This window comes from Pseudoprevotella muciniphila, assembly GCF_003265305.2.
GTDB lineage: Bacteria > Bacteroidota > Bacteroidia > Bacteroidales > Bacteroidaceae > Alloprevotella > Alloprevotella muciniphila.
Map to the genome: position 1 here is coordinate 1,185,144 of NZ_CP033459.1, position 23,953 is coordinate 1,209,096.

Here is a 23,953-nt window from a genome sequence, read left to right on the forward strand (position 1 = left end):
AGATTTTATATAAATATTTATTCTTGATTATTAAAGCATTGCAAGTAAGACACTACAACATGCCAAGTACCAGTCTGGCCTCTTCCGACATCATATCCTTGTCCCACTCGGGCTCAAAAACGAGGTTTACCTTGACTTTGTTTATACCTTCAATCCCTGCCAGGCGAAGCCGCACGTCTTCCATGATATAATCGGCTTGGGGACAGTTCGGTGCAGTCATCGTCATGTCCACTTCCAACTTGGCATCGTCGTCGAGTTCTATGCGATATATTAGTCCGAGGTTGTACACGTCAACAGGTATCTCGGGGTCATATACGGTCTGGAGCACATCCACGATGCGGTCTTCCAGTGCTTGCTTTTCTTCTGTGGTCATAGTCTTTTCTTTTCAGCGATGTGGACTATTTTTTTCGCCCATTCTCTCGCCTTCATTAGTCTTTTGGGTTGATTATGCGTCCGTTTTGAGCGTAACTGTAGTAGTGCTCGTTGGTCATGACGATATGGTCAATAAAGTTGATGCCGAGTGTCTTGGCTGTCTCACAGATACGCCTCGTGAGTTCATCGTCTTCTCTGCTCGGCTTTTCCGACCCATTCGGGTGGTTATGTGCCACTACGATGGAGGAAGCCTTACCGAGCAATGCCTCTCGAAAGAGCACACTGAAATCGATCATCACCTTCTTCGTTCCTCCCACACTGATGAGTTTTGAGCGAATAATACGCATGTGAGCATCAAGTAGTACCAAGTAGAAGTGTTCTACACTGAGGTCGGCTATCTTCGGCCGCAGGTGGTTATAGATGGCTTGAGGTGAGTTCATCTCGGCACTCTGCTGTGCATTTTCCTTTTCGCGTCTCAATCCTATTTCGCATGCAGCCTTTATGCGAACTGCCTTAGCGAGTCCGACACCCTTGTATTCGCACAGTTCCTCAAGTGAGAGGCGGCCAATGTTGCGCAGACTGTTGTTGTTGTCGCGGAGCACACGCTTCATCAGGTCAACGGCACTTTCCTTCGTCGTTCCGGAACCTATAAGGATGGCGAGCAACTCTGCATCAGAGAGCGTCTGGGCACCATGGTTCATCATCTTTTCACGCGGGCGATCGTCCTCGGACCATTCGTTGATGGCTGCCATAACCTGTCTGATTGAGTTATTTATAGAAATTTTTTTTGAAAGCCTCAAACTCGGGTTTCTTCAGCACCATACGGCGCCACCACGAGCGGATGAAGCCCGTGCCGTAGCCCACAAGTTGCACGAATGCAGCAGCAATGGCTCGCAGACCTACCCCCATGCTCTTTTCCTTAATGGAAGCATCAATGAAGATGATAAGTGCAAAAAGCACTAATGGTGCCATTGACCACAAGCAGAACACTTCGCCGATGAGCAAAACCGCGCAAACCACGGTGAAGAGCGTAGGCAGAAGATGCACGAGTTTCAGTGTGCCGGGATGACGCAGCGTGAGGTTGATGCGTGCTATGCCCGAATTGTGCACCTGTTTGAAGAAGCGCTTCAGATTGGTCCGGCGTTTGTGCCATACCCATGCTTCGGGGAAGAGGCGGCACGAATGACCCGCCTTGAAAATGCGTGTACTGAAGTCAATATCCTCGCCAAAACGCATTTCAGAGAAACCGCCGAGCGACAAATACACTTCTCGCTTCACACCCATATTGAACGAGCGCGGATAGAACTTGTCGAGTTTTTTCTTGCCGCCGCGTATGCCACCCGTAGTGAAGAAGGACGTCATGCCATAGTTGATGGCTTTCTGCATCCGAGTGAAGTCGGGATGGGCACGGTCTGGTCCACCGAAGGCATCACAAGGATCCGCATCGAGTTCTTTCGACACTTCGGAAATGTACATATCAGGCAGCACCACATCGCTGTCGAGAATGAGCACATAGTCGCCCTGAGCACGTTCCACACCATAGTTGCGGCTCTGCCCAGGTCCCGAATTGGGTTTCATGAAGTAGTGAACGTCAAGGCGGTCTTCATAACCCGCCACGACGTCCTCACAGGACACGGAAGAGCCGTCCTCAACAACAATGACCTCAAAATCGCTGACCGTCTGACCAGTGAGCGATGCCAAGAGTTCATCCACTTCGCCGGGACGGTTGAAAACGGGTATGATAATCGAAAATCGCATATCTCTCTGCTTTTATAATGGTAGGTCAACCGCGGTAAAAACCATAAGTCCTAAACCACATCAGTTGTCCACTTCTTCAAATTCCACGTACTCTTTGTCTTCTTCCTTGAAAATCTTTTCATCTGCCGACGGCTTGCTCGCTTGCTGCTGATTGCCGGCATTATAGGATGCATTTTTCGCTCCGATGCCGCCGAACAATCCCTTAATCAAGCGCATAAAGCCACCAAGTATATTGGCTAAAATGACGACAACGAAAATTACTGCCGCCAAAATCAACATCAATACGAATAGCAAAAACTTACCCATAATCTTTACTTGTTATAATTATCCCCTACCCCTGCGATGTCGCCTGACAAAAAATATCGACAGCACGATATAAACCGCGATGAGCCAGACAATGGCTGCCCAGCCCATGAAGACGAGCAGGATGATGCAGAGCAGAATATAGACAAAACGAAGCAAATTCTCACGCACGCCGAAACTCTTGAACTTCAGTGCAAACATCGGCACTTCTGACACCAGTAACCAGCACGAAATCAGCACTCCCGCCAAAAGGAAATAAATGCTTTTCGAAGAAGATTCTATAGCCGTTTCATAAGAATACGCCAGTGAAGCCCAAAACAGGGCATTGGCAGGAGTCGGCAGTCCGATAAAGCCTAACGTCTGACGCTCGTCGAGATTGAATTTGGCAAGGCGATAGCCCGAAAAGGCTGCAATAAGGAAGGCTGCAAACGGGATATAGTCGCAGAAACCTTGCACCGAATCAGGAACAGGCACACTCTTGAGCAAAGAAAACACAATGGCCGCAGGAGCCATGCCGAAAGTAATGTCGTCTGCCAGAGAGTCGAGTTCCTTGCCCATAGGTGAGGACACATTGAGCAAACGAGCAACAAAACCATCGAAGAAATCGAACACAGCACCGGTTATGATGAAAGCCAACGCCATGCTGTAGTCCGCACGAAATGCCCAATATGTGGCAAAAGCACCACAAATCAGGTTGCAGCAAGTGATGATGTTGGGAATGTGCTTCTTCATTATTCTACTGTTTCGGATGAATTGAGTTTTGCTATCACGGTGATGTTACCTACCGTCTTATCGCCAATTTTTACAAGAGGTTTTGAATTCAGTGGCAGATATACGTCCACACGACTGCCAAACTTAATGAAACCGAGATGCTCATCGATGTAGCAACGGTCGCCCTCACGGGGATAGGTTACGATGCGACGTGCTACGGCACCAGCCACCTGACGCACCAGAACGGTGTCGCCGGCATCAGTCTCTATCAAAATCTCGGAACGCTCATTCTGCTCTGAAGCCTTAGGCAGCCAAGCCTTGTAGAAAGCACCATTGTGGTGCACTACCTTCTTGACCAGGCCAGCCACGGGGAACCAGTTGGCATGAACATTGGTTACGGACATGAAGACGGATATCATCAAACGGCGGTCGTGGAAATAGTCGTTCTCATCTACTTCCTCTACTACAACCACCTTACCGTCAGCGGGAGCAACAACGGTATTCTCAGTTTCGTCCTCGAACACACGGATGGGGCACCGGAAGAAGTTGACAATGATACCAAGTAACACCAGAGTGATGCCAAGAACCACATATAGCACCCACGAGTTTATACCGAAAAACAGATATGCCAACCCATTCAGCACGAAAAACGAAACGAACGAGAGAATGAGTGTCGGCGTGCCCTCCTGATGAAGGCGCACTTTCTTAAATCTTTTTGTTTTTGCCATTACCTTTTCCTTATAAGACTCCATCCACATAGCGACACAGCACACGAACTGCGCCATTAAGACAGAGTCCAACTGCAAAAATAATCATTTTAACTCAAATTGCGGAAATATCGGACAATTTTATTATACAACTGGGCAATAAAGCTAAAAAACTAAGAATAAGAAATAGGAGGACAAATCTTTCTTGGAATGGTGTATATTAGCAATTTAACCCAAATCGGTCATTAGACCGACAAAAGGGGTTAATGGCCTCTTATGCCATAACAGTATATATTTTGACATTAAGTCTAATGACCGATTTGGGATAAAACATCCACTTATTCTGCATCAAAAATTCTTTTTCTGCATCTAATAACAGACAAATGATGCAGCAAATTTTCTAATGAGGCAGAAAACGACTATCTTTGCGGCAAAAAAAACAGTATATCGTATGCACGCATTCAAATATGAGAGTACAACAAAGGAGCTACTAACCCCCGAAATCGTACAAATGCTCTCTGCGCTTCATGAGCATAAAGGTCGGCAGGAGCTATTTATAGAAGCCGAACCTGACGTTTTATCTGCTTTATTGAATTTAGCCAAGATTCAAAGTACAAAAGCATCAAATAAGATAGAGGGTATTTTCACATCAGATGAACGTTTGGAGGCCTTGGTCATGGATAAATCCGAGCCACGCAACAGATCCGAAGAGGAAATTGCAGGCTATCGTGAGGTTTTGGCCACCATTCACGAAAGTTATGAATACATTACCGTTCGTCCGAACAGCATCTTACAACTACATCGTGATTTGTATAGCTTCAGTAGCAGCGATATTGGCGGACAGTTTAAGAACTCAGACAATATCATAGCCGAAGAGGGTTCAGACGGGATTAGACGCGTCCGGTTTCAACCCACACCAGCCTACCTAACACCAGAGGCAGTGGAAAACTTATGTCAATCTTGGGCAGAGATGCAAGAAAAGAAAGAGATAGATCCTTTGCTTCTTGTTCCAATGTTCATTTTGGATTTTCTCTGCATCCATCCGTTCAATGATGGTAACGGGAGAATGAGTCGCCTGTTGACACTGCTTCTATTGTATCAGTCTGGCTATATTGTAGGCAAATACATAAGCGTTGAAATGCTCATTGAACGCACGAAGGAGACATACTACGAAACACTACAAGCATCATCAACTAAGTGGCACAGCAATGGCAACGACTACGCTCCTTTTGTCAAATACTACTTGGGCGTATTGCTTAAAGCCTACAAAGAGTTTGAAGACCGAGTGGCGCACCTGCGCCACCGTCGTTTGTCAAAGGCCGATCGTGTGAGGGCCGTTTTTGATAAAAAGCTTGGAAAAGTCAGCAAGGCTAATATAGCGGAGCAGTGCCCAGACATTAGTTTGACGACGATAGAACGAGTACTCAAAAAATTGCTTGATGATGGGTATATTAGGAAAGTTGGTGTGGGTCGTTCTACGGCATACGTCAAGGTATGACGACAAAGGCCGCCAGCAATGAACCGACGCTTTTTTCGTAATTCAACGGAATGATGTAAATATTTTAAAATCCGCAAGTTCCACTTGCATGAAGTTAGCGAAGTTAAAGGAGTTAAAGACGATGCTTTAGGCCGATAAAAAATAAAGTACAGAAAGGCATCAGCATAAGGTAATGCCGTTAACTTCGAGCGAAGCGATAACTTCAACAACTTCAGAAAGTTGAGTAAATATTCAGCAAAATAATCCTTGGAATGGTGTAAAAACAATAAGTGTAAAATTCTCGGAATTGTGTAAAAACTCAAGAATCATTCAAGCCTTATTTATAGGACACCTCTTAATAATAATTTTTACCCGAATAAATTTAGCTATGCGACAAATAGAAATCAAATTTATCGCATAATGTGCGACGAATTTAACAGAATAACGTCGCACGAAAGAACAGATGTTGTCAGAGAGCGCATGCTAAAGTTGGATGCCGAACGAGTAACGAAAGGAGAAATCCAGATTGAACAACTCCTGGAAAAGTACTTTTCCTATCTTACCATATAAAAAAACAGACATGACGCATATCAGAGATACACGCCATGTCCGATTCCAGATAACTCAAAAACAACTAACATCCTTTGGTAATGTTTTAGATACTTTGCCAAAAGATAAAGAGTCGATTAATTACATCTAATCTACATCGTAATCAAGTTTGACTGTACCATTGAACGTGTACGATTGTAAATTACTTGCTTTACACTTAAAGTTTTTGAACTCAATTGTTATGTAATCATCATCTTTTACGGACTTCACAATTGCAGAACCACTTTCATAATCAGCCGAACTTGCTTCATCTAGTACTACCGTTAAGTATTTTTCGGGATAGTTTGCCAAATTTGTACCTACCATAGGTTTGTTGCCTCCATAACAATCAATGGATACCATATAGTCAAAATCGTACTCTCCTTTTTTTGCATCGGCCAATTCACCAAGAGGGAGTGAGATAGACAGAGTACCACCTTCCCATGATGATGTATACGTTATTGGCATACCATAGCCATAGCAAGCGTAGTCTTTCCCATTGATATTTATTTGTCCATAATTTATTTGTCCATACCTGCTATACTCATTGTTTTCTCCCTCATCGTCGTCGCCACAAGAAACTAACGATAGGCTGAATACCGCTATCATTGCAAAAGCAAATAAACTTAAAAACTTTTTCATTTTATTTATAATTTAGAATTACTATATATAGCTTAGGATGGCTCAATCCTAGAACTTATATGCCAACCCTACACCAACGACTAATTGGTCGAAACTATTAATAAGTTGATACTTTACTTCTGCATTTATTACAAGATTTCTTGTCAAGTTATACTGAATACCGCCTCCTAAATTAGCTCCAAATTTGCTTACGGAATCATCAGAGTCATCATAATCGTCATAATAATAATCGTCATAATAATAATCGCCACAAATTGAAGAAAAATCATATTTCCAATTTGTAAACGTGACACCTGCAAGAGGATACACCTTTAGTTTCTCACTAATAGGGAACAGATAATGGAGGTTAAGATTCACATCCCACATGGACAGACCGTCTTTTTTTAAGAAATAATCACCTGAGAGTTCTGCCCGTAAAGCATTAGTGAAATTGTATTGTCCTTTAACACCAAAACCAATGTTTTTGATTTCAGTACCATAAGAAAAATTGGCACCTACGGCCACATCTCCTTTTTGTGCGAAGGTGTTCACACAAAGCATTACGAAAATCGCAACTGTCAAAAACTTTTTCATTTTAATAATTTTTAATTTGTTAAACTTATAAAACATAGCACAAAGATATGTGAATACTTCTTTCAGACAATCATCCATTTCGTCCATTTAATTTATAATAATTACACCTTGAACTGTATTCTCAGTCTATATTTCTTAATTCCTCTATATCATTTAGCTTTCGCCAGTTTTTTCTTAACCATTTTTCGTCTTCGTTCCACCATTGCCTCTCCAACAACCATTCAATGGTTGCAGCATTAAAACGATAGCCCTTTATTCTTGCTGGAACTCCTGCCACAATAGCATAAGGCGGAACATCTTTTGTTACAACAGCACGCGCTAACACGACCGCTCCATCACCAATTGTAACTCCTCCAACAATTATAATTTCCGACCCAAGCCAACAATCATTCCCTATTTTTACATCAATACGCCGTTTCTCATCATAATATGTAACTGACCTGAAAGTATCCTCTTTGGCAAACGAATGCATATTCCTGATATCTTTTTGATAGAACATGGGGCTTGTAGTTGCAAAAGGTTCTTTATAAGGATGGTGTCCAACCACAGATTGCACATTTGGTGCAATAGACGTAAACTTACCAACATCTGCTCTGAGATGACAGTTTCCTCCAATATAAGACCCATATCCTAAGGTACCACGAAAGTTTGTACCCTTTCCAAGAAAATTCTCTCCTTCAAACATTGTTCCATAAGACACATGAGTTCCAAAACAGACATGACAGACCTTTCTCCATTTCCAATTTTGCCATAAATAATCAAGAAGTTTATATAAGAAGGTTTCTTTCATACGTATCTAACAGAATTATTCTTTTTGTTTTTCATCCATAATTTATTTCTCATGGAGTGAGCCAAAGTATCACCACCGACTAATGAAGGTATGATGTACCACTTAGATGGTTTAACAAGCAATTTCAATATAACAATGTATCTAAAGATAAACGACAGTAGAATACCATGAAACTTAGAATACGTATATATTTTCGAAATATATCTTTCACGTTTAGGAAGTTTGTGTATTTTCTTAGTTGAACTTGCTCCAAAGTGCTTAAAGAACAAAGTAGGATAACAAACACACTTCCAGCCTTTAATTCGCATTCTCATTCCAATATCATATTCTTCCATATAGAGAAAGATATTTTCATCAAAGCCACCTATCTCCCAGAACTTTTGAGCATCAAACAACATAAAACAGCCGTTAATCTGAAATGCTGAAACCGGTTGATTGTATTGTTTCTTTCTATTCGGATATTCAGATGGATAAAGCCATTCATACAAACTGTCTCCTATCAATTCGTGCCGAATGCACGATTTGTGAAAAAAGGACTTCACCCTTTGTCCTTTGCCATCCAACTGTTGCGGTGTGATGACACCAACATCTTTATTTGAAGACAGATAGTTACACAATGGAGTGATGCAATCTTCGACTAATTCAATGTCGCTATTCAAAAAACAATAATAATCACCTTTAGCAAATAATGCTCCCAACATATTACCCGATCCAAATCCACCATTCCAACGGCTTTCTATAATTTGTGTATCATCAGACAGACAAACATGTAATTTCTGCTTTTCCTCTTTGGAGCTATTATTATCAACTACAATGACCTCATATTGAATGTCGCCGACAAACTTTCTTATAGAATCTACACAAGCAACTACCAAATTGCTTGTATTATAGTTAAGTATGATAAATGATACAAAAAAGTCCATTCAGAAACGTATTATTAAAGCACACAAAAAAGTGCTTCAAAATTAGAGGGGACAGAGTTATTCTACATAGACTTTTCGTGAAGATAAGACACGCTTTTGTAGAAATAAAATCACAAAAAATGTGGTTATATTATTTCGTTGCCGGATTGCTCGTAAAATTCCGCCAGTTCTTCAAAGAAATTACGATTCAAGGCTTTTGAAATACGCATAAGCAGGCTGGTATCTATGCTTTCGCGCTGGAAAATCTTATAGACATTGGTTCTGTCGCAGCAGATGTGCCGCGCCAGCCAGGACGGTGAGCGTTCCTGCCGGTGCATTTCCTGTTCGATGAGTTGTCCGATGTGCATAAGCCTTGGCGTGCCGATAAAATAAAAAGGACAGAATCATTTGTATCCTATCCTCTGTAGAGGCACCGCCAAGCGCCTTCGCACGAATAAGCACAAACAATTCATGCCCTTATCGACATGAACTTTTGCGTGCTTTTTTCTCGTGCTATGAAATTTGGCGGTTTTCTACAGAGAGAACAAAGCTAAAAGCTCAATATTTATTTATGCGTTCTTTTTATTGCTATTCTTTATCCTGTTTTGTTATCTGTTATTCTATTTAAGTGCAAATCTACAAATTATATCCTAATTTGGTCATAAAATTTGATGTCTAAACATATTATTTGTATAAACTGTTATTTCAAGATTGCTAAACAGATTTGTTGCGCGCTTGGTAAATCAAGACACAACCCCCAAAAAGGCGGGTCTCCGCGTTTGGAAAACCCGCCTTGCTATGGCTTATTTAATGGATGGTTCTATAAATTTGAGATTAGTAGATACCTTGTGCCATCATGGCTTTCGCAACCTTTAGGAAGCCTGCGATGTTGGCACCTTTCACGTAGTTGATGTAGCCGTCCTCTTCTGTGCCGTACTTCACGCAGTTGTCGTGAATGTCGTTCATGATACGATGGAGCATCTGGTCCACTTCTTCGCGCGTCCAACTGAGGCGTTCGCTGTTCTGCGACATTTCCAGACCACTCACTGCCACACCACCTGCATTGGCTGCCTTTCCGGGAGAATAGAGTATCTTGGCATCCTGGAACACCTTGATGGCTTCGGGCGTAGTAGGCATGTTAGCACCTTCGCTAACGGCTATCACGCCATTGGCAACGAGGGCTTTTGCTGCCTCTTCGTTGATTTCGTTCTGTGTGGCTGAAGGCAGGGCGATGTCGGCTTTTTCTGTCCATGGCTTAGCACCGCCACCAACGTACTTGCAGCCATATTTTTCAGCATATTCCCTGATACGACCACGCTCCTCGTTCTTGAGTTCCATGATGTAGTCGAGTTTCTCGCGTGTGATACCATCGGGATCATATATGTAGCCATCGGAGTCGGAGCAAGTAACAACTTTGGCTCCCAATTCGAGACATTTCTCTATCGTATATTGTGCCACATTACCGCTACCGCTTACGAGCACAGTCTTGCCGGCAAGTTCGATGCCACGGGTAGAGAGCATGTTCTGAAGGAAATATACATTACCATATCCTGTAGCCTCAGGACGGATGAGAGAACCGCCGAATTCGAGACCTTTACCCGTGAGAACGCCACTCCATTGGTGCGTTAGTTTCTTGTACCAACCGAACATATAAGCCACTTCGCGACCACCAACGCCAATGTCGCCCGCAGGCACGTCTTCGTCGGGACCAATATGGCGATAGAGTTCGCTCATGAATGCCTGGCAGAAACGCATCACTTCTGCATTGCTCTTGCCACGCGGAGAAAAGTCGCTACCACCTTTAGCACCACCCATTGGCAGAGTGGTAAGAGAGTTCTTGAAGGTCTGTTCGAAAGCGAGGAATTTCAGAATGCCGAGATTAACTGACTCATGGAAACGGATACCGCCCTTATACGGACCGAGCACATTGTTGTGCTGCACACGATAGCCCATATTGGTCTGTACATTGCCTCTGTCGTCCACCCATGTCACGCGGAATGAAATCACACGGTCGGGGATACACAAGCGTTCAATCAGATTCATTTTCTCGAAGGCGGGATACTCGTTGTAAACGTCTTCAATAGAACCTAACACCTGACTTACGGCCTGTATGTATGCCGGCTCGTTAGGAAATCTCTTCTCAAGATCTTCAATTACTTGTTTTGCATTCATTGTTTTGATATTGACATTTATACTTATTTTACTCTTTTATCTTTTTCTTCAAGGCAAATATAATAATTATAATTAACAAATAAAACATTTTTCACTAAAAATATTGAAAAAAGCATGATTTATCTACATTTTTGTTGAAAAATTATCGATTTTGTAATTCAGACATTAAAAAATGCCGTGCAAAACAATCATGCACGGCATTGTATATTTTATATTTATTCGTCTCTACAGACCCGCTATAGTAGAAACTGTCCCCAAGGATTCGTTGACGATGCTGTCGATGTAGTTGTAAACCCATCCGGCAATACCAAGGAATACCACACCTACAGTGCATATAACAAGCGCCACTTTAGTATAGCCATCGCTTGTGAAATGCTCAATGGGGTTGTCGCTCTTCGAAATGTACATCGCCTTGACAATGAGTAGATAGTAGTAGAGCGAGATGATGGTGTTCACCAAAGCGATGAAAACGAGCAACTCGAAACCTGCATTGAAGGCTGCCATAAAGACGAAAAACTTCGAGAAGAAGCCGGCGAATGGCGGAATACCTGCCAGCGAGAAGAGACAGAGCGTCATCAGGAAACTCAACTTGGGGTTGGTGGAATAGAGACCATTGTAGTCGCTGATACCCAGTTTGCCACTATTTTGTTCTACTACGTTGATAACGGCAAAGGCACCGAGGTTGGCTGCAAGATAAACCAGCAGATAATATACCAACGATGTCATGCCCTGAGCATCGCCACCCATAATTGCAAGCACCAGATAACCTGCCTGAGAGATGGCACTGAACGCCATAAATCGCTTCAGGTTCTTCTGGCGGATAGCGAACAGGTTGGCAAGTGTGATACTGGCTATAATCACCCAGAACATCATCAGTTGCCAATCATCGTGCAAACGACCGATGCTGAAGGCTTTCATCAGGACTGTCATGAGCACGAAAGCAGCCGCACCTTTCGATATCACCGAAAGATAACCGGTAACAACGGTGGGAGCACCTTCGTAGGTGTCGGCAGTCCAAAGATGGAAAGGCACGAGTGAAATCTTGAAGCCCAGGCCGGCAAGGAACATAATCATGCCCAAAACTGACAGATAGTTGAACTCAAGTCTTTCGGCAAGACCTTCGAAATAGAGTGTTCCTGTCTGACCATAGATAAACGACACACCATAAAGCAACAGCGCACTCGAGAACAGAGCAAGCAGAATGTATTTTGCTCCCGCTTCAGCACTCTCAAAACGATACTTGTCGAAAGCCACAAGTGCGCACATAGGTACACTGGCAAGTTCCAGACCGATGAAGAACATGATGAAATGACCTGCCGAAATCATGAAATACATGCCCAGCAGCGTGAATAGCGTTACGATATAGAACTCTCCTTGCTTCACAAGGTTTTCAGTGCGTGTGAGCCACTTATGAGCCATTAGGAAGACTACGAGCGTACCCACATTGAGTACAGACTTGATGATGGTCATCACGGGCGTATGAACATACATACCGCCAAAGACAGACTCTGTGCCTTGAAACACGGGGAATACGTTGACCGCCGTGAGAATAGCCATTAGCATCACGGGGAGGGGAGAGTTGTAAATACCCTTGCCGCCCTTGCGGTCGCCGCACATAAACAAGTCGGCTACGAAAAGAATGAGTATCACAGCGATGAGGCTGAGTTCCTCATACATACATAGAAATTGAGAATAATCCATAGGTCTTATTGCAACGGATATTGTGGTCCGAGGATATTATTATTTGGTTATTATTGCGCAGCAACCTGCATGAGATGGTTCACAATGGGCTCAACACCGCCTGACACGAGGTGGCTCACAAAGAAAGGAGCCAGGCCGATGCCGGCAATGCAGCAAATCAGTACTATAACAGGGAAGCGCTCAACGAGTGTTGCGTCAGTCAACTGCAGATGATGCTCGTTGGTACACTTACCATAGAGAATCTTACCTACCATGCGGAGGATATAGACAGCCGTGGTCACGATGCTGGAACAAGCCAGAATGGTAAATATACGATGGAAGGTGTCTGTGTGTTCAAACGAACCGACGAAGATAGTCATTTCTGCAACGAAACCACTCAGACCAGGCAAGCCTAAGTTGCCGAGACCGACAATCACGTAGCATACTGAGAGGAACGGCATAATCTTCATCAAGCCATTGAGTTCGCGGATGTCGCGCGTGTGCGTACGTCCGTAGATCATACCGATAAGAGCAAAGAAGAGAGCCGTCATCAAGCCGTGACTTAGCATCTGAATGACTGCACCCGTGCACGCCGTCTGATTCATCATCAGGAGTGCAAAAAGCACAAGTCCGCAGTGCGACACTGAAGAATAGGCATTGATGTATTTCATGTCAGTCTGAACGCAAGCCGAGAACGCACCATAAACTACAGAGATACCGGTGAGAATAATGAAAATCCAAGCCAATTCGTTGGCTGCTTCGGGCATCAGATACATAGCAATGCGGAAGCAACCATAACCACCAAGTTTCATCAGCACACCTGCGTGGAGCATAGACACTGCCGTAGGTGCTGCAGCATGACCATCAGGTGACCATGTATGGAATGGGAACAGCGCACCAAGCACACCGAAACCGACAAACGTCATCGGGAACCAGATCAACTGCGAGTTGAGGGCTATGGGTGTAGCGCCATTAGTATGGTTGGCAATCTCAACAAGGTTCATCGTATTGCCACCCGCGCCATAGAAGATACCAAAGATGCCGCACATCAGGAAAGCAGAACCTCCCATCAGCATCAGCGTCAGTTTCATGGCGCTATATTCCTTCTTGCCTGAACCCCAAACGCCTATAAGAAGGTACATCGGTATCAGAGCCACCTCATAGAACATGAACATGGTGAACATGTCAACGGTGATGAAGAAGCCGAACACACCAAGCGAAAGAAGGGTGAACCAAAGGAAATACTCCTTGCACATGTCCCACGACACGAAAGTGCCAGTGAAAACGATAATACCCGATAGCAGAAGCATGGCGACAGATATGCCGTCAACACCCACTGCATACTTGATGTGGAGCGGTGTAAACCAGTCGAACGATGCAGTGTAGAGCATTTCGGCTGTATTGCCCGCTGCACGGTCCTGCAAGAAAACTACTGTGAGCACAACGGCTGAGGCAAGCAGTGCCGTACTGCCTATGACCATCACTGTGCGAATGCCACGCTGGTCCTTAACCAACCACAAGCCCAAGAGCATGATTAGCGGAATGAGGACAAATATGGATAGAGCGTTCATTTATATGTTGTATATTGAATGTTCGTATTTTTTTTGATAATTCGCTATTTCTCAGATTATATCAGCATCAGGAAGAACAGAACAACGATGCCCAGGAAGAACACGTAAGCATATTGCTGTATCTTTCCGCTCTGCAGCGGACGGATGTTCTCGCCGACAACGTTAGTACCATTTGCCAAGCCATTAAGCACACCATCTACGATGTGGCGGTCAATCCAAGCAATGGGACGGCTGATATAGGCAAATATAATGCGGTGTGTTACAAACTGATAGATTTCGTCGATATAGAAACGACGGTAAGCCCACTGGTGCAGACGAGGCATTGCGCTCTTCATCTTCTCTGCAACAGGTTGAGTAGGACGTATGTAGATAACCGTAGCCAAAACGATGCTGATTACAGCAATTACCACACTCGTAACAGCAATCGACGGATCAAGATGAATGTGATATGCTTCGCCCGAAGCGCTCACATACGTGCCGAAAGTGCCTTGCAGACTGAAAGAGCCATCGGTAGCGGGGAGTGCCCAACCAACGAAGACGGTGTAGATAGTCAGAATAACGAGAGGTACTGTCATCACTGCCGGTGCTTCACCAAAGTGGCCGTGTGCCTTGAGTTCGTCATGCAGTTCCTTGTTCTCCGTACCCCAGAAGATGCCGTAGTAAAGACGGAACATATAGAATGCTGTCATGGCTGCAATAATGGTCATAATCCAACCGAGCACACCGCTGTAATTGAATGATGCAGCAAGGATTTCGTCCTTTGAGAAGAAGCCCGAGAAAGGAGGAATACCGGAGATGGCAAGTGTTGCAATGAGGAATGTGATATGCGTCACGGGCATATACTTGCGCATTCCGCCCATCGCTGACATCTCGTTGCTGTGAACGGCATGAATGATGCAACCGGCACAAAGGAAGAGTGTAGCCTTGAACATAGCGTGCGTGAACAGATGGTACATCGAAGCCATATAGCCTAAACTACCATGGTTATCTATCACATTCTCCTGACCATGACCTGGCACACAAACACCAAGTGCCACCATCATGAAGGCGATTTGTGATATTGTAGAGAAAGCCAACACACGTTTGATATCGCTCTGAGCGCATGCCACTGCTGCTGCATAGAATGCTGTAAACGCGCCTATCCAAGCCACATAGTGTAATGTTTCAGGCGCATGTTGTATCCACATAGGGAACAAACGTGCAATCTGGAACACACCTGCCACAACCATCGTAGCCGCATGGATCAACGCACTGACGGGAGTCGGGCCTTCCATAGCGTCGGGCAACCAGATGTGCAACGGGAACATGGCTGACTTACCAGCACCACCAAGGAACATCAGGAACAATGCTGTAGGCAGAATGAAACCGCCGGCTGCCAAAGCGCGGGCTGCATCAGGACCTGCTCCATGTAGAGCGCCTTCTGCATAAACGGCTGTGCCTGTGAAATCGAAACTGAACGAACCTGTATAGTAGCCGTAAATCAAGATACCCACCAAGAAGCCAAGGTCAGCAAAACGGGTTACGATAAATGCCTTCTTCGATGCTGCAATGGCAGGTTTTTCCGTGTAATAGAAACCGATAAGCAGGTATGAGCATACACCCACGAGTTCCCAGAACATGTACATCTGGAAAATGTTGGTGGCAACTACCAGACCGAGCATCGACATCGAGAACAAGCCAAGGAACGCATAATAGCGCTGAAAACCCACTTCGCCATGCATATAGCCGAAGGAATAGATATGCACCATCAGCGACACCGTCGTAATGACAATAAGCATCATTACTGAAATCGGATCGAGCATAATGCCCATATCGAAGTGAAGGTTCGCAAGCCCTGGGATATAGAACGGCAACCATTCAAAGTTGAAAGGCACTATCGTCTGGAAGACACCGTCCACACGGTCTGACGTAAAATAAACGTACGCCGTGTAATAAGCCAGGACGGTTACTATAGCCATCAGACTTGTACCGATAAGGCCCGCAGTCTTGTGGCTAAGCCATTTTCCGCAAATGCCCAATATCAAAAAGGACAATAGCGGAAGAAGCAGGATGAGAAGAGTGTGTTGGTATTCCACTTTTTATACTGTGTATGTGTGAATATTCAATGTTTATTTATTCATTCTTGCCGAAACGGTGTTACCATTTCAGTTTGGAGAGTTTGTCCACCGACACGTCCTTCAACTGTCGGTAGATATTGATCATGATGGCTATGGCTATCGCACTCTCGGCTGCCGAAATGGCTATCGAAAACAGCGTAAAGAAATAGCCGTCGTGACCCGTGCCCAGCATGCGGTTGAACACTGCGAAATTGATGTCTGTCGCATTGAGCATCAACTCTATGCTGAGAAGAATGGCAAGCGTGCCCCTGCGGGTCAGAAAACCGAAGATGCCTGCAAACATCATTACGGCAGAAATAATGAGGATGTATTCTATTCTAATCATAATGTTCTGATTTCTGATTAAAAGGTTCTACCTGTGTTAACGTTTACGTGCCACCATCAAACCTGCCACTATACAAGCCAAAAGCAGCAAACTGACAGCCTCGAAAGGAAGCAGATAGCCTTTTTCGCCCGAGGAGAGCAGATTTTCGCCAATGTACTGCATCGTCATGCCGTGTGGACCTTGAACAGGCTCCAGCAGAGCACCACGGAGATGGCTAGTGAAAATAAGGAACACCACGAGGCCAAAGCCCACAATCGAAAGGATGGCACTGAGGGCTATCTTCGTCTTGGAATTTTCCGACAATTGGTCCTTCGAACCACGGGTCAGTAGAATGGCGAACACATAGAGCACGATGATGCCTCCTGCATAAACCATAATCTGAACGGCACCAAGGAAGGTATAGCCCAGCATGAAATAAATGCCTGCCGTACCGAGCAAGGTAAAGAACAGGGCTGTGGTAGAACGCATAATGCTCCTTGCCGTCACTGTTACGATGGACGAAATGACGATAACCACTGCCAATACGATGAACATGATATTGTATGAATCCATGTTGCTTTTATATATTGTGTATTTTTTCTAAATTGTAATTATTCCGATGGCGCGTCTGCGCTTTTAGATTCTTCTGCGTTGATACCTTTGTCTGCGGGAGAAGGTTTCTCCATAGGTTTCTCCACAACGGGAGTGGAAGGTTTCTCGTCAACTGCAGGTTGTACTAAGGGCTTTTCTGCAGCAGGAGTCGCAGGTTTTGCTTCTTCTGCAACCTGAGGCGCTGGTCTTTCTGCAGCAGGCGCAGGCTTTTCTGCTACGGGTGCAGTCGGTTTCGCTACCGCAGAACGAGGAGCGGGTTTTGGACGCTCTATGACCGAACTACCAGGTTGATTAAGCACCTTGATGAGTTTAGAACGGTCGAACACAGCATTCTCAAACGATTGGTCAAAGGTGATGGCACCGTGAGGACATGCATTCACACAGAGCATGCAAAACATGCAAGAACCCAAGTTGTATTCGTATGTAACGAGTACTTTCTTCTTTTTGCCGTCAACTTCCTTCATCTCCGAAATCACATTGATAGAATCATTCGGACATGCCATCTGGCAAAGACCGCAAGCAACACATTTGTGTTGGTTGTTCTCGTTGTGAGGCATCGTGAGCGAGCCGCGGAAACGGTCGAACATCTCCAGTTCCTTGCGATTCTCGGGATATTGCTCGGTAATCTTCTTCGTGAAAAATTCACGCATCGTGGTCTTCAAGCCTATACCGATGGACTTGAGTCCTGAAAAGAGACCGTCAAAATAACCTTTGTCTTTATACATAATGTTTATGTCGTATACTTTTTGTTTCTTGGAGAAGTGCTCTGACTTTCTCCGTTTCTTGATGTGTCCGCAAAACGGACGATTTGTTTTTTAGAAATGAATACCGAATGCCACAACGAGCGCCATGAGCAGCAAGTTAATCAGACTGATAGGCATCAGATACTTCCACTCCAGCGAGAGGATATTGTCAATACGCAGACGAGGCAGAGTCCAACGCTCCCACATCAGCAGGAACACTACAAACAGTGTCTTACCGATGAACCAAAGCGAACTCGGAATCATATCCATTACGTTATTGAAACCTTCCAAGCCGACAATGTGCAATGGCGCCCAACCGCCAAGGAACATCGTGGTGGCTATACCAGCCACAATGAAGAGGTTGAGGTATTCTGCCAGATAGAAGTAGCCGAAGTGCATACCGGAGTATTCTGTATGGTAGCCTGCGGTCAACTCGCTCTCGGCTTCCGGAAGGTCGAATGGGCCGCGGTTACACTCTGCATTTCCTGCAATCAAGTAAACCACAAAAGCAATCAGCGCGGGAAGATGGCCACGGAAGATGTTCCATCCTTCTTCATACTGTTGCTCCACGATGCCACTGACAGACATCGTTCCAGTAAGGCAAATCATGGTCAGCATCGTGATGCCAATAGATATTTCGTAACTGATGATTTGTGCTCCACTACGCATGGCACCGATGAGCGGATATTTACTGTTACTACCCCATCCTGCGAGCAATATGCCGACAACGCCAACACTCGACACGGCAAGGATGAAGAATATACCGATATTGAAGTCGATAATACTTGCTCCCTTACCCCATGGCAAGCATGAGAAAGTAATCATGGAGGCAGTTACCACAAAAAACGGGGCGAGGTCGTGGAGGAAGCGGTCGGTCTGACGCATCTTCATTATTTCCTTTTGCAGCATCTTGAACACGTCGGCAAAAACCTGAAGCAAGCCCCATTTGCCCACACGATTAGGACCGAGGCGGCACTGGAAGAAAGCACAAATCTTGCGCTCCATGTAGATGAGCACAATCGCAAACACAGCATAAAGCGTGATAATGACGAGGGCAACGAGGATACACTCCGTCAGTGTTGCTGCCCAGCTGGGAAAACCGGCATCTACACGAAGGAGATTATCTATCCATTTTGTTACTGTACTGAAATCAAACATGAGGAATGTTATGTTGTGAGTCGTTATTCAAGGACTGAGCCTAAGCAACAGACCATCGGACTCATTTATAATCGTTGTATTTCTTTTTTTTGTATTTCTTGGGTTTTAACGATCCACGTCGGGCACAATATAGTCAAGCGTGCCACCGATTGCCACAAAGTCGGCAATCAAGTTGCCGCGACAGGCTGCATCCATGGCCGCAACAAGCGGCAGACCGGTTGAGCGATAGTGAACACGATAGGGACTCTTGTCGCCCTTGCTCTCAAGATATACACCAAACTGTCCGCGACTACCTTCTACAGCAGTGTAATACACGCCTTCAGGCACTTTGATGATAGGTTTCATCTTTTCTTGGAATGGACCTTCGGGGATATTGTCAATGAGTTGTTCTATGATGCGCAAACTTTGTTCAATCTCATTGATGCGAACCATGTAGCGAGCGAAGCAGTCGCCCTCCTCGAATGTAATCTCATCGAAATCAACACGGTCGTATGCTGCGTATGGACGATGTTTACGAAGGTCGTTGTGCCAACCTGCAGCGCGACCCGTACCGCCCGTACAGCCCATCGAGATGACCTGTTCCTTGGTCAGCACGCCAACACCCTCCATGCGGTTGTGGGCAATAACGTTGCCTGTGAAAAGGTCGTTGAATTCGTCCACACCCTTGCGAATGACAGGAATCAGTTCCTTCACGCGCTTCACGAAGTTTGGATGAATGTCGGCTTGCACACCACCAATGGTGTTATAGTTTATGATAAGGCGTCCACCGCAAGTTTCCTCTAACACGTCGAGTATTTTTTCGCGGTCGCGGAAGCCATAGAGAAATCCCGTAGTTGCACCGAAGTCCTGAGCCAGACAAGAGTAGAACAAAATGTGCGAATCGATACGCTGAAGTTCGTCCATAATCGTACGGATGACCTGCACACGGTCGCTCACCTCAACACCCATGGCATCTTCTATCACTTTGCACAGCGCGTGACGGCTCTGCATGGCACCGAGATAGTCCATACGGTCGGTCAGTGCCAGCATCTGCGGATAGGTCATACTTTCGTTCATCTTTTCTATACCGCGGTGAATATAGCCCAAATGGGGGTCTATGCGCTTGATGCGCTCACCCTCCAGAGCGATGCGGAAATGGAGCACGCCATGAGTAGAAGGGTGCTGCGGACCGAAGTTCACCACATAGTCATCCTCTTCGAAAATAACATTATTATGTGTGCTCAATGTGCCGTCTTCATGCAATTCGTACGACACAGTAGAGTCCGACAAAGGCTCATTCTCCATTCTTAATGGATTTTCCTCCAAGGGATTGTCGTCTTTACGGAGTGGATACCCCACCCAATCCTCGCGCAGGAAGATGCGGCGCATGTCGGGATGATCTGTAAAGATGATACCGAGAAAGTCGTACACCTCGCGCTCATAGATATTCGCCACCTCCCAAATGTCGCTTACTGTAGGCAGAACTGGCTGTTCGCGGTTGGGAGAAACCGACTTGATGTTCACCTGCTCACCGCTCTTGGTCGATTCCAATTGATAAACCACACCAAGACCTTCTTCTCCCCAATCCACACCAGTAAGGTGAACCAGAAAGTCCATATTCTTTTCTTCGCGAAGACGAAACATCTCCTTGTGAAGATCTTCGGGCGCTACGATAGTATATTCAAGATTCATTGTATGCTGTTGGTCTTATTTATTGTTATGCCTGTTCCTGAGTATCGATGAGTTCGCTATTCAGTGTCTTATACTCCTTTTTAAATGGATCTTTCTCCTTGCGGTTAGTAGTGCCGAAGAAATTTTCCACCTTCACAATACGCTGAAGTTGCATCATGCCGTAGAGGAACGCTTCCGGACGCGGAGGACAACCAGGCACATATACATCTACTGGGATGATTTGGTCCACACCTTGTACCACATGGTATGACTTGCGGAAAGGACCACCACTCACAGCGCAACCACCGATAGCTACCACATATTTTGGATCTGCCATCTGGTCATACAAGCGCTTGAGCACTGGTGCCATCTTCGTTGTTATGGTTCCGTTAACGAGAATCACATCAGCATGACGTGGACTGTTACGTGTTACTTCAAAACCGAAGCGGGCAATGTCGTAACGGGCTGCACAAACTGCCATGAACTCAATGCCGCAACAACTCGTAGCAAAGGTCAGAGGCCAAAGTGAATTGGAACGACCCCAGTCGAACAAATCGTCCAATTTCTTTACCACGATGTTTACACCATTCTCGTTCAACTTCTGAACCAACTGTTCAAAAGTCTCGTTGTCATTAAACTCGTCGTAAGGAATCGACTTGATTTTCGGACGTTTCAGTTTTAATGCCATTTGAGCGCTCCTTTCCTCCAGGCATATACCAAGCCCAGAACTAAAATAATCAAGAAAAACAGTACGCTCACAAGAGCGACAGGACCATACTTATCCACTGTGCTCTGCAACGTTACGGCCCATGGGAACAAGAACATCGTTTCCACGTCGAACATCAAGAACAAAATGGCAAAGAGATAATAGCCCACACGGAATTGCATCCACGAACGACCGCGAGTGGGAATACCACTCTCGTATGGTTCTTCCTTTTGTGCATTGAAACTGCGCGGAGCCAACAATTTGGCAAGTACAGTTACCACTGCAACAAAACCTACGCCTGTAAGCAACGCCGTTAAAAACAACGTAAAATTCATTGCGCTATCTGTTGATTGTTAAGTACTTAATTCAAAAAAAATTTCGCGCCAAAACATTATTAGGCGCAATTAAAGTGCAAAATTAAACCTCTCCGACCGATAGACAAAATAAATTCTAAAAAAAGTTAAAAATAAAAAATAAATAGTCGTTTGACAGTAAATCAGTGTTCATAGTATTTATAATACTCATAATACTTAAAAAGTCCGGGAACCGTTCATGGTTTTCTACGAAAAGCCATCTCAATCCATTTTTTTCCTTAATTTTGTACCTTAAAAATTATAACGACTGATTCCAAATGGAGAAATACATCGTTTCCGCCCGAAAATACAGGCCAAGAAATTTCGACAGTGTGGTAGGACAAAATGCATTGACTACTACCCTGAAAAATGCCATTGCTTCGGGTAAACTGGCACATGCCTACCTCTTCTGCGGACCTCGCGGTGTGGGAAAGACCACATGCGCACGCATCTTCGCAAAAGCCATCAACTGCCTCAATCCGGGGCAGAACGGCGAGCCGTGTGACGAGTGCGAAAGTTGCCGCGCATTCAACGAGAACCGCAGTTATAACATCCACGAACTCGATGCGGCATCAAACAACTCGGTGGACGATATGCGCAGCCTCATCGAGCAGACACAGATACCACCACAGGTGGGAAAATATAAGACATTTATCATCGACGAGGTGCACATGCTCTCCACCGGCGCCTTCAACGCCTTCCTCAAGACGCTCGAAGAACCGCCGGCACACGACATATTCATCCTCGCCACTACAGAAAAGCACAAACTGCTGCCCACCATCCTCAGCCGCTGTCAAATCTATGACTTCAAGCGGATGGAGATACCCGACATCGTGAACCATCTTAAGTATGTGGCAAAGGACATGGGTGTCAGTTACGAAGATGAGGCGCTGAACGTCATCGCCCAGAAAGCCGACGGCGGTATGCGCGACGCACTGAGTATCTTCGACCAGGTGGCATCGTTCTCAGAAGGCAACATCACCTACCACAAAGTCATAGAAGACCTTAACGTACTCGACTATGAATACTATTTCCGACTGACGGACTGCCTCCTGAAATGCGACATTCCGGAATCGTTGCTCATACTGAACGAGGTACTCTCAAAAGGCTTCGACGCACAGCACTTCATAGGCGGGCTGGCGACACACCTGCGCGACCTGCTCGTGAGCAAAGAACCCAGAACAACGAAACTGCTCGATGTGGCAGACAGCGTCAGACAGCGTTATACAGAACAGTCACAACGCTGCAAGCCTGCCATACTCTACAAGGCACTGCGACTTTGCAACGACTGCGACATCAACTACCGCACAGCGAGCAACAAACGACTGCTCGTGGAACTCACGCTCATACAGGTGGCACAACTCTCAAGCGATGAAGAGCCGTCGGCGGGGCGTAGCCCTGCCAAGAATATAAAACCCATCTTCTCAAGCGCTCCCGCGAACAATCCTGCCCAAGAGCGCAAACCAGCGGCAACAACCGCAGCAACTACGACAACCCCTGCAACGACACCTGCAGCAGACCCAAAGCAAGCAGTACAGTCCACACCGATAAAAGCACCAGCGGCGGCTACCACTACCGCGCCACAGCCTAAAGGTCCGAGAATCCTCTCCATCAGCGGATTGGCGAATGAAAAGAATCAAAAGTCGGCAGCGCAGGAAAAACCGCTCGATGAACTAACAGCCAACTTAGGCGAAAAGCCTTTCACTGATTCCGACCTGCGAGTGCACTGGCAACGCTATGCCAGCCAACTGCCCATAGAGAAGCGCGCCATGTCGGAACGCATGAAAAACATGCAGCCCGCGCTGAAAGAAGGTGCACAGGTGGAAGTGGTGGTCGACAACCGGCAAGTGCTTGAATACATGGAAGAGATGCGCTACGACATCACGCTCCATCTGCGACGTGAACTCGACAACAGACACATCAACCTGAACATGCGGATAAGAGAAATGACCGAGCGCAGACCGGCATACAGCCAAAAAGAAATTTTTGAACAACTACTCGAAACGCACCCGGAATTCAGACAACTCAAGGAAGACTTAAAGCTCGAATTGAACTAATAAGTAC

General features: G+C 45.4%; 23 protein-coding genes and 1 pseudogene. 2 read left to right on the top strand and 22 right to left on the bottom strand.

What is annotated here, in order from left to right:
• Positions 1-52: 52 nt before the first annotated feature.
• The 6 genes from C7Y71_RS04800 to C7Y71_RS04825 are packed head-to-tail and all read right to left on the bottom strand — an operon-like array spanning position 53 to position 3,872.
• A complete protein-coding gene (locus C7Y71_RS04800; RefSeq protein WP_111897257.1) occupies positions 53-373 on the bottom strand; it encodes a metal-sulfur cluster assembly factor in 321 nt (106 codons plus the stop codon).
• Between the two features lie 55 nt (positions 374-428).
• Positions 429-1,124 carry a RadC family protein gene (radC, locus tag C7Y71_RS04805; protein ID WP_111897258.1) on the bottom strand — a complete coding sequence of 232 codons (696 nt, stop codon included), beginning with the start codon at positions 1,122-1,124 and terminating at the stop codon, positions 429-431.
• A 16-nt stretch (positions 1,125-1,140) separates the two neighbouring features.
• Entirely contained in the window at positions 1,141-2,130 is a 990-nt protein-coding gene (locus tag C7Y71_RS04810; RefSeq protein ID WP_111897259.1) for a glycosyltransferase, read from the bottom strand.
• Between the two features lie 60 nt (positions 2,131-2,190).
• Complete coding sequence (locus C7Y71_RS04815; RefSeq protein ID WP_146739306.1) at positions 2,191-2,436, bottom strand: hypothetical protein; 246 nt, start codon at positions 2,434-2,436, stop codon at positions 2,191-2,193.
• Positions 2,437-2,454: 18 nt separating this feature from the next.
• The gene (locus C7Y71_RS04820; RefSeq protein WP_111897261.1) at positions 2,455-3,165 is read right to left on the bottom strand and encodes a CDP-alcohol phosphatidyltransferase family protein; all 711 of its coding nucleotides are present in this window, start codon (positions 3,163-3,165) and stop codon (positions 2,455-2,457) included.
• Complete coding sequence (locus C7Y71_RS04825; protein ID WP_111897434.1) at positions 3,165-3,872, bottom strand: phosphatidylserine decarboxylase family protein; 708 nt, start codon at positions 3,870-3,872, stop codon at positions 3,165-3,167. The genes C7Y71_RS04820 and C7Y71_RS04825 overlap by 1 nt, the downstream gene beginning before the upstream one ends.
• Positions 3,873-4,527: 655 nt before the next feature.
• Here C7Y71_RS04825 and C7Y71_RS04830 point away from each other — a divergent pair.
• Positions 4,528-5,349 carry a Fic family protein gene (locus C7Y71_RS04830; protein WP_226943565.1) on the top strand — a complete coding sequence of 274 codons (822 nt, stop codon included), beginning with the start codon at positions 4,528-4,530 and terminating at the stop codon, positions 5,347-5,349.
• Between the two features lie 675 nt (positions 5,350-6,024).
• Here C7Y71_RS04830 and C7Y71_RS04835 read toward each other — a convergent pair.
• The 16 genes and pseudogenes from C7Y71_RS04835 to C7Y71_RS04910 all read right to left on the bottom strand — a co-directional run bounded on the left by C7Y71_RS04835 (position 6,025) and on the right by C7Y71_RS04910 (position 21,871).
• The gene (locus C7Y71_RS04835) at positions 6,025-6,558 is read right to left on the bottom strand and encodes a hypothetical protein (protein WP_146739307.1); all 534 of its coding nucleotides are present in this window, start codon (positions 6,556-6,558) and stop codon (positions 6,025-6,027) included.
• A 48-nt stretch (positions 6,559-6,606) separates the two neighbouring features.
• A complete protein-coding gene (locus C7Y71_RS04840; protein ID WP_317162431.1) occupies positions 6,607-7,218 on the bottom strand; it encodes an outer membrane protein in 612 nt (203 codons plus the stop codon).
• A gap of 34 nt (positions 7,219-7,252) precedes the next feature.
• Positions 7,253-7,921 (bottom strand): CatB-related O-acetyltransferase, encoded by a 669-nt coding sequence (locus tag C7Y71_RS04845; RefSeq protein WP_111897263.1) that lies wholly within the window; start codon positions 7,919-7,921, stop codon positions 7,253-7,255.
• Positions 7,918-8,844, bottom strand: a complete 927-nt coding sequence (locus C7Y71_RS04850; protein WP_111897264.1) for a glycosyltransferase family 2 protein — start codon at positions 8,842-8,844, stop codon at positions 7,918-7,920. Before C7Y71_RS04850 ends, C7Y71_RS04845 begins: the two co-directional genes overlap by 4 nt.
• A 125-nt stretch (positions 8,845-8,969) precedes the next feature.
• Positions 8,970-9,191, bottom strand: coding sequence for a helix-turn-helix domain-containing protein (locus C7Y71_RS04855; RefSeq protein ID WP_111897265.1), 222 nt, complete (start codon positions 9,189-9,191; stop codon positions 8,970-8,972).
• A 466-nt stretch (positions 9,192-9,657) separates the two neighbouring features.
• Positions 9,658-10,995 (bottom strand): NADP-specific glutamate dehydrogenase, encoded by a 1,338-nt coding sequence (locus C7Y71_RS04860; protein WP_111897266.1) that lies wholly within the window; start codon positions 10,993-10,995, stop codon positions 9,658-9,660.
• A 225-nt stretch (positions 10,996-11,220) separates the two neighbouring features.
• Positions 11,221-12,696, bottom strand: coding sequence for an NADH-quinone oxidoreductase subunit N (locus tag C7Y71_RS04865; protein ID WP_111897267.1), 1,476 nt, complete (start codon positions 12,694-12,696; stop codon positions 11,221-11,223).
• Between the two features lie 50 nt (positions 12,697-12,746).
• Positions 12,747-14,246: a complex I subunit 4 family protein gene (locus C7Y71_RS04870; protein ID WP_111897268.1), complete on the bottom strand. Its 1,500-nt coding sequence runs from the start codon at positions 14,244-14,246 to the stop codon at positions 12,747-12,749.
• A 56-nt stretch (positions 14,247-14,302) separates the two neighbouring features.
• Positions 14,303-16,321, bottom strand: coding sequence for an NADH-quinone oxidoreductase subunit L (gene nuoL / locus C7Y71_RS04875; RefSeq protein WP_111897269.1), 2,019 nt, complete (start codon positions 16,319-16,321; stop codon positions 14,303-14,305).
• Between the two features lie 61 nt (positions 16,322-16,382).
• A complete protein-coding gene (nuoK, locus tag C7Y71_RS04880; protein WP_111897270.1) occupies positions 16,383-16,688 on the bottom strand; it encodes an NADH-quinone oxidoreductase subunit NuoK in 306 nt (101 codons plus the stop codon).
• Between the two features lie 36 nt (positions 16,689-16,724).
• Positions 16,725-17,240, bottom strand: coding sequence for an NADH-quinone oxidoreductase subunit J family protein (locus C7Y71_RS04885; protein ID WP_111897271.1), 516 nt, complete (start codon positions 17,238-17,240; stop codon positions 16,725-16,727).
• A gap of 296 nt (positions 17,241-17,536) precedes the next feature.
• A pseudogene (locus tag C7Y71_RS11990) lies at positions 17,537-18,004 on the bottom strand (4Fe-4S dicluster domain-containing protein); the annotation flags it as partial.
• Positions 18,005-18,094: 90 nt separating this feature from the next.
• Positions 18,095-19,180, bottom strand: a complete 1,086-nt coding sequence (gene nuoH, locus C7Y71_RS04895; RefSeq protein WP_111897273.1) for an NADH-quinone oxidoreductase subunit NuoH — start codon at positions 19,178-19,180, stop codon at positions 18,095-18,097.
• A gap of 105 nt (positions 19,181-19,285) precedes the next feature.
• Complete coding sequence (locus C7Y71_RS04900) at positions 19,286-20,851, bottom strand: NADH-quinone oxidoreductase subunit D (RefSeq protein WP_111897274.1); 1,566 nt, start codon at positions 20,849-20,851, stop codon at positions 19,286-19,288.
• Between the two features lie 25 nt (positions 20,852-20,876).
• Entirely contained in the window at positions 20,877-21,518 is a 642-nt protein-coding gene (locus C7Y71_RS04905; protein ID WP_111897275.1) for an NADH-quinone oxidoreductase subunit B, read from the bottom strand.
• Positions 21,509-21,871 carry an NADH-quinone oxidoreductase subunit A gene (locus tag C7Y71_RS04910; protein ID WP_111897276.1) on the bottom strand — a complete coding sequence of 121 codons (363 nt, stop codon included), beginning with the start codon at positions 21,869-21,871 and terminating at the stop codon, positions 21,509-21,511. Before C7Y71_RS04910 ends, C7Y71_RS04905 begins: the two co-directional genes overlap by 10 nt.
• A 296-nt stretch (positions 21,872-22,167) precedes the next feature.
• Here C7Y71_RS04910 and C7Y71_RS04915 point away from each other — a divergent pair, with 296 nt between their 5' ends.
• Positions 22,168-23,946 (top strand): DNA polymerase III subunit gamma/tau, encoded by a 1,779-nt coding sequence (locus C7Y71_RS04915; protein WP_111897277.1) that lies wholly within the window; start codon positions 22,168-22,170, stop codon positions 23,944-23,946.
• Positions 23,947-23,953 lie beyond the last annotated feature (7 nt).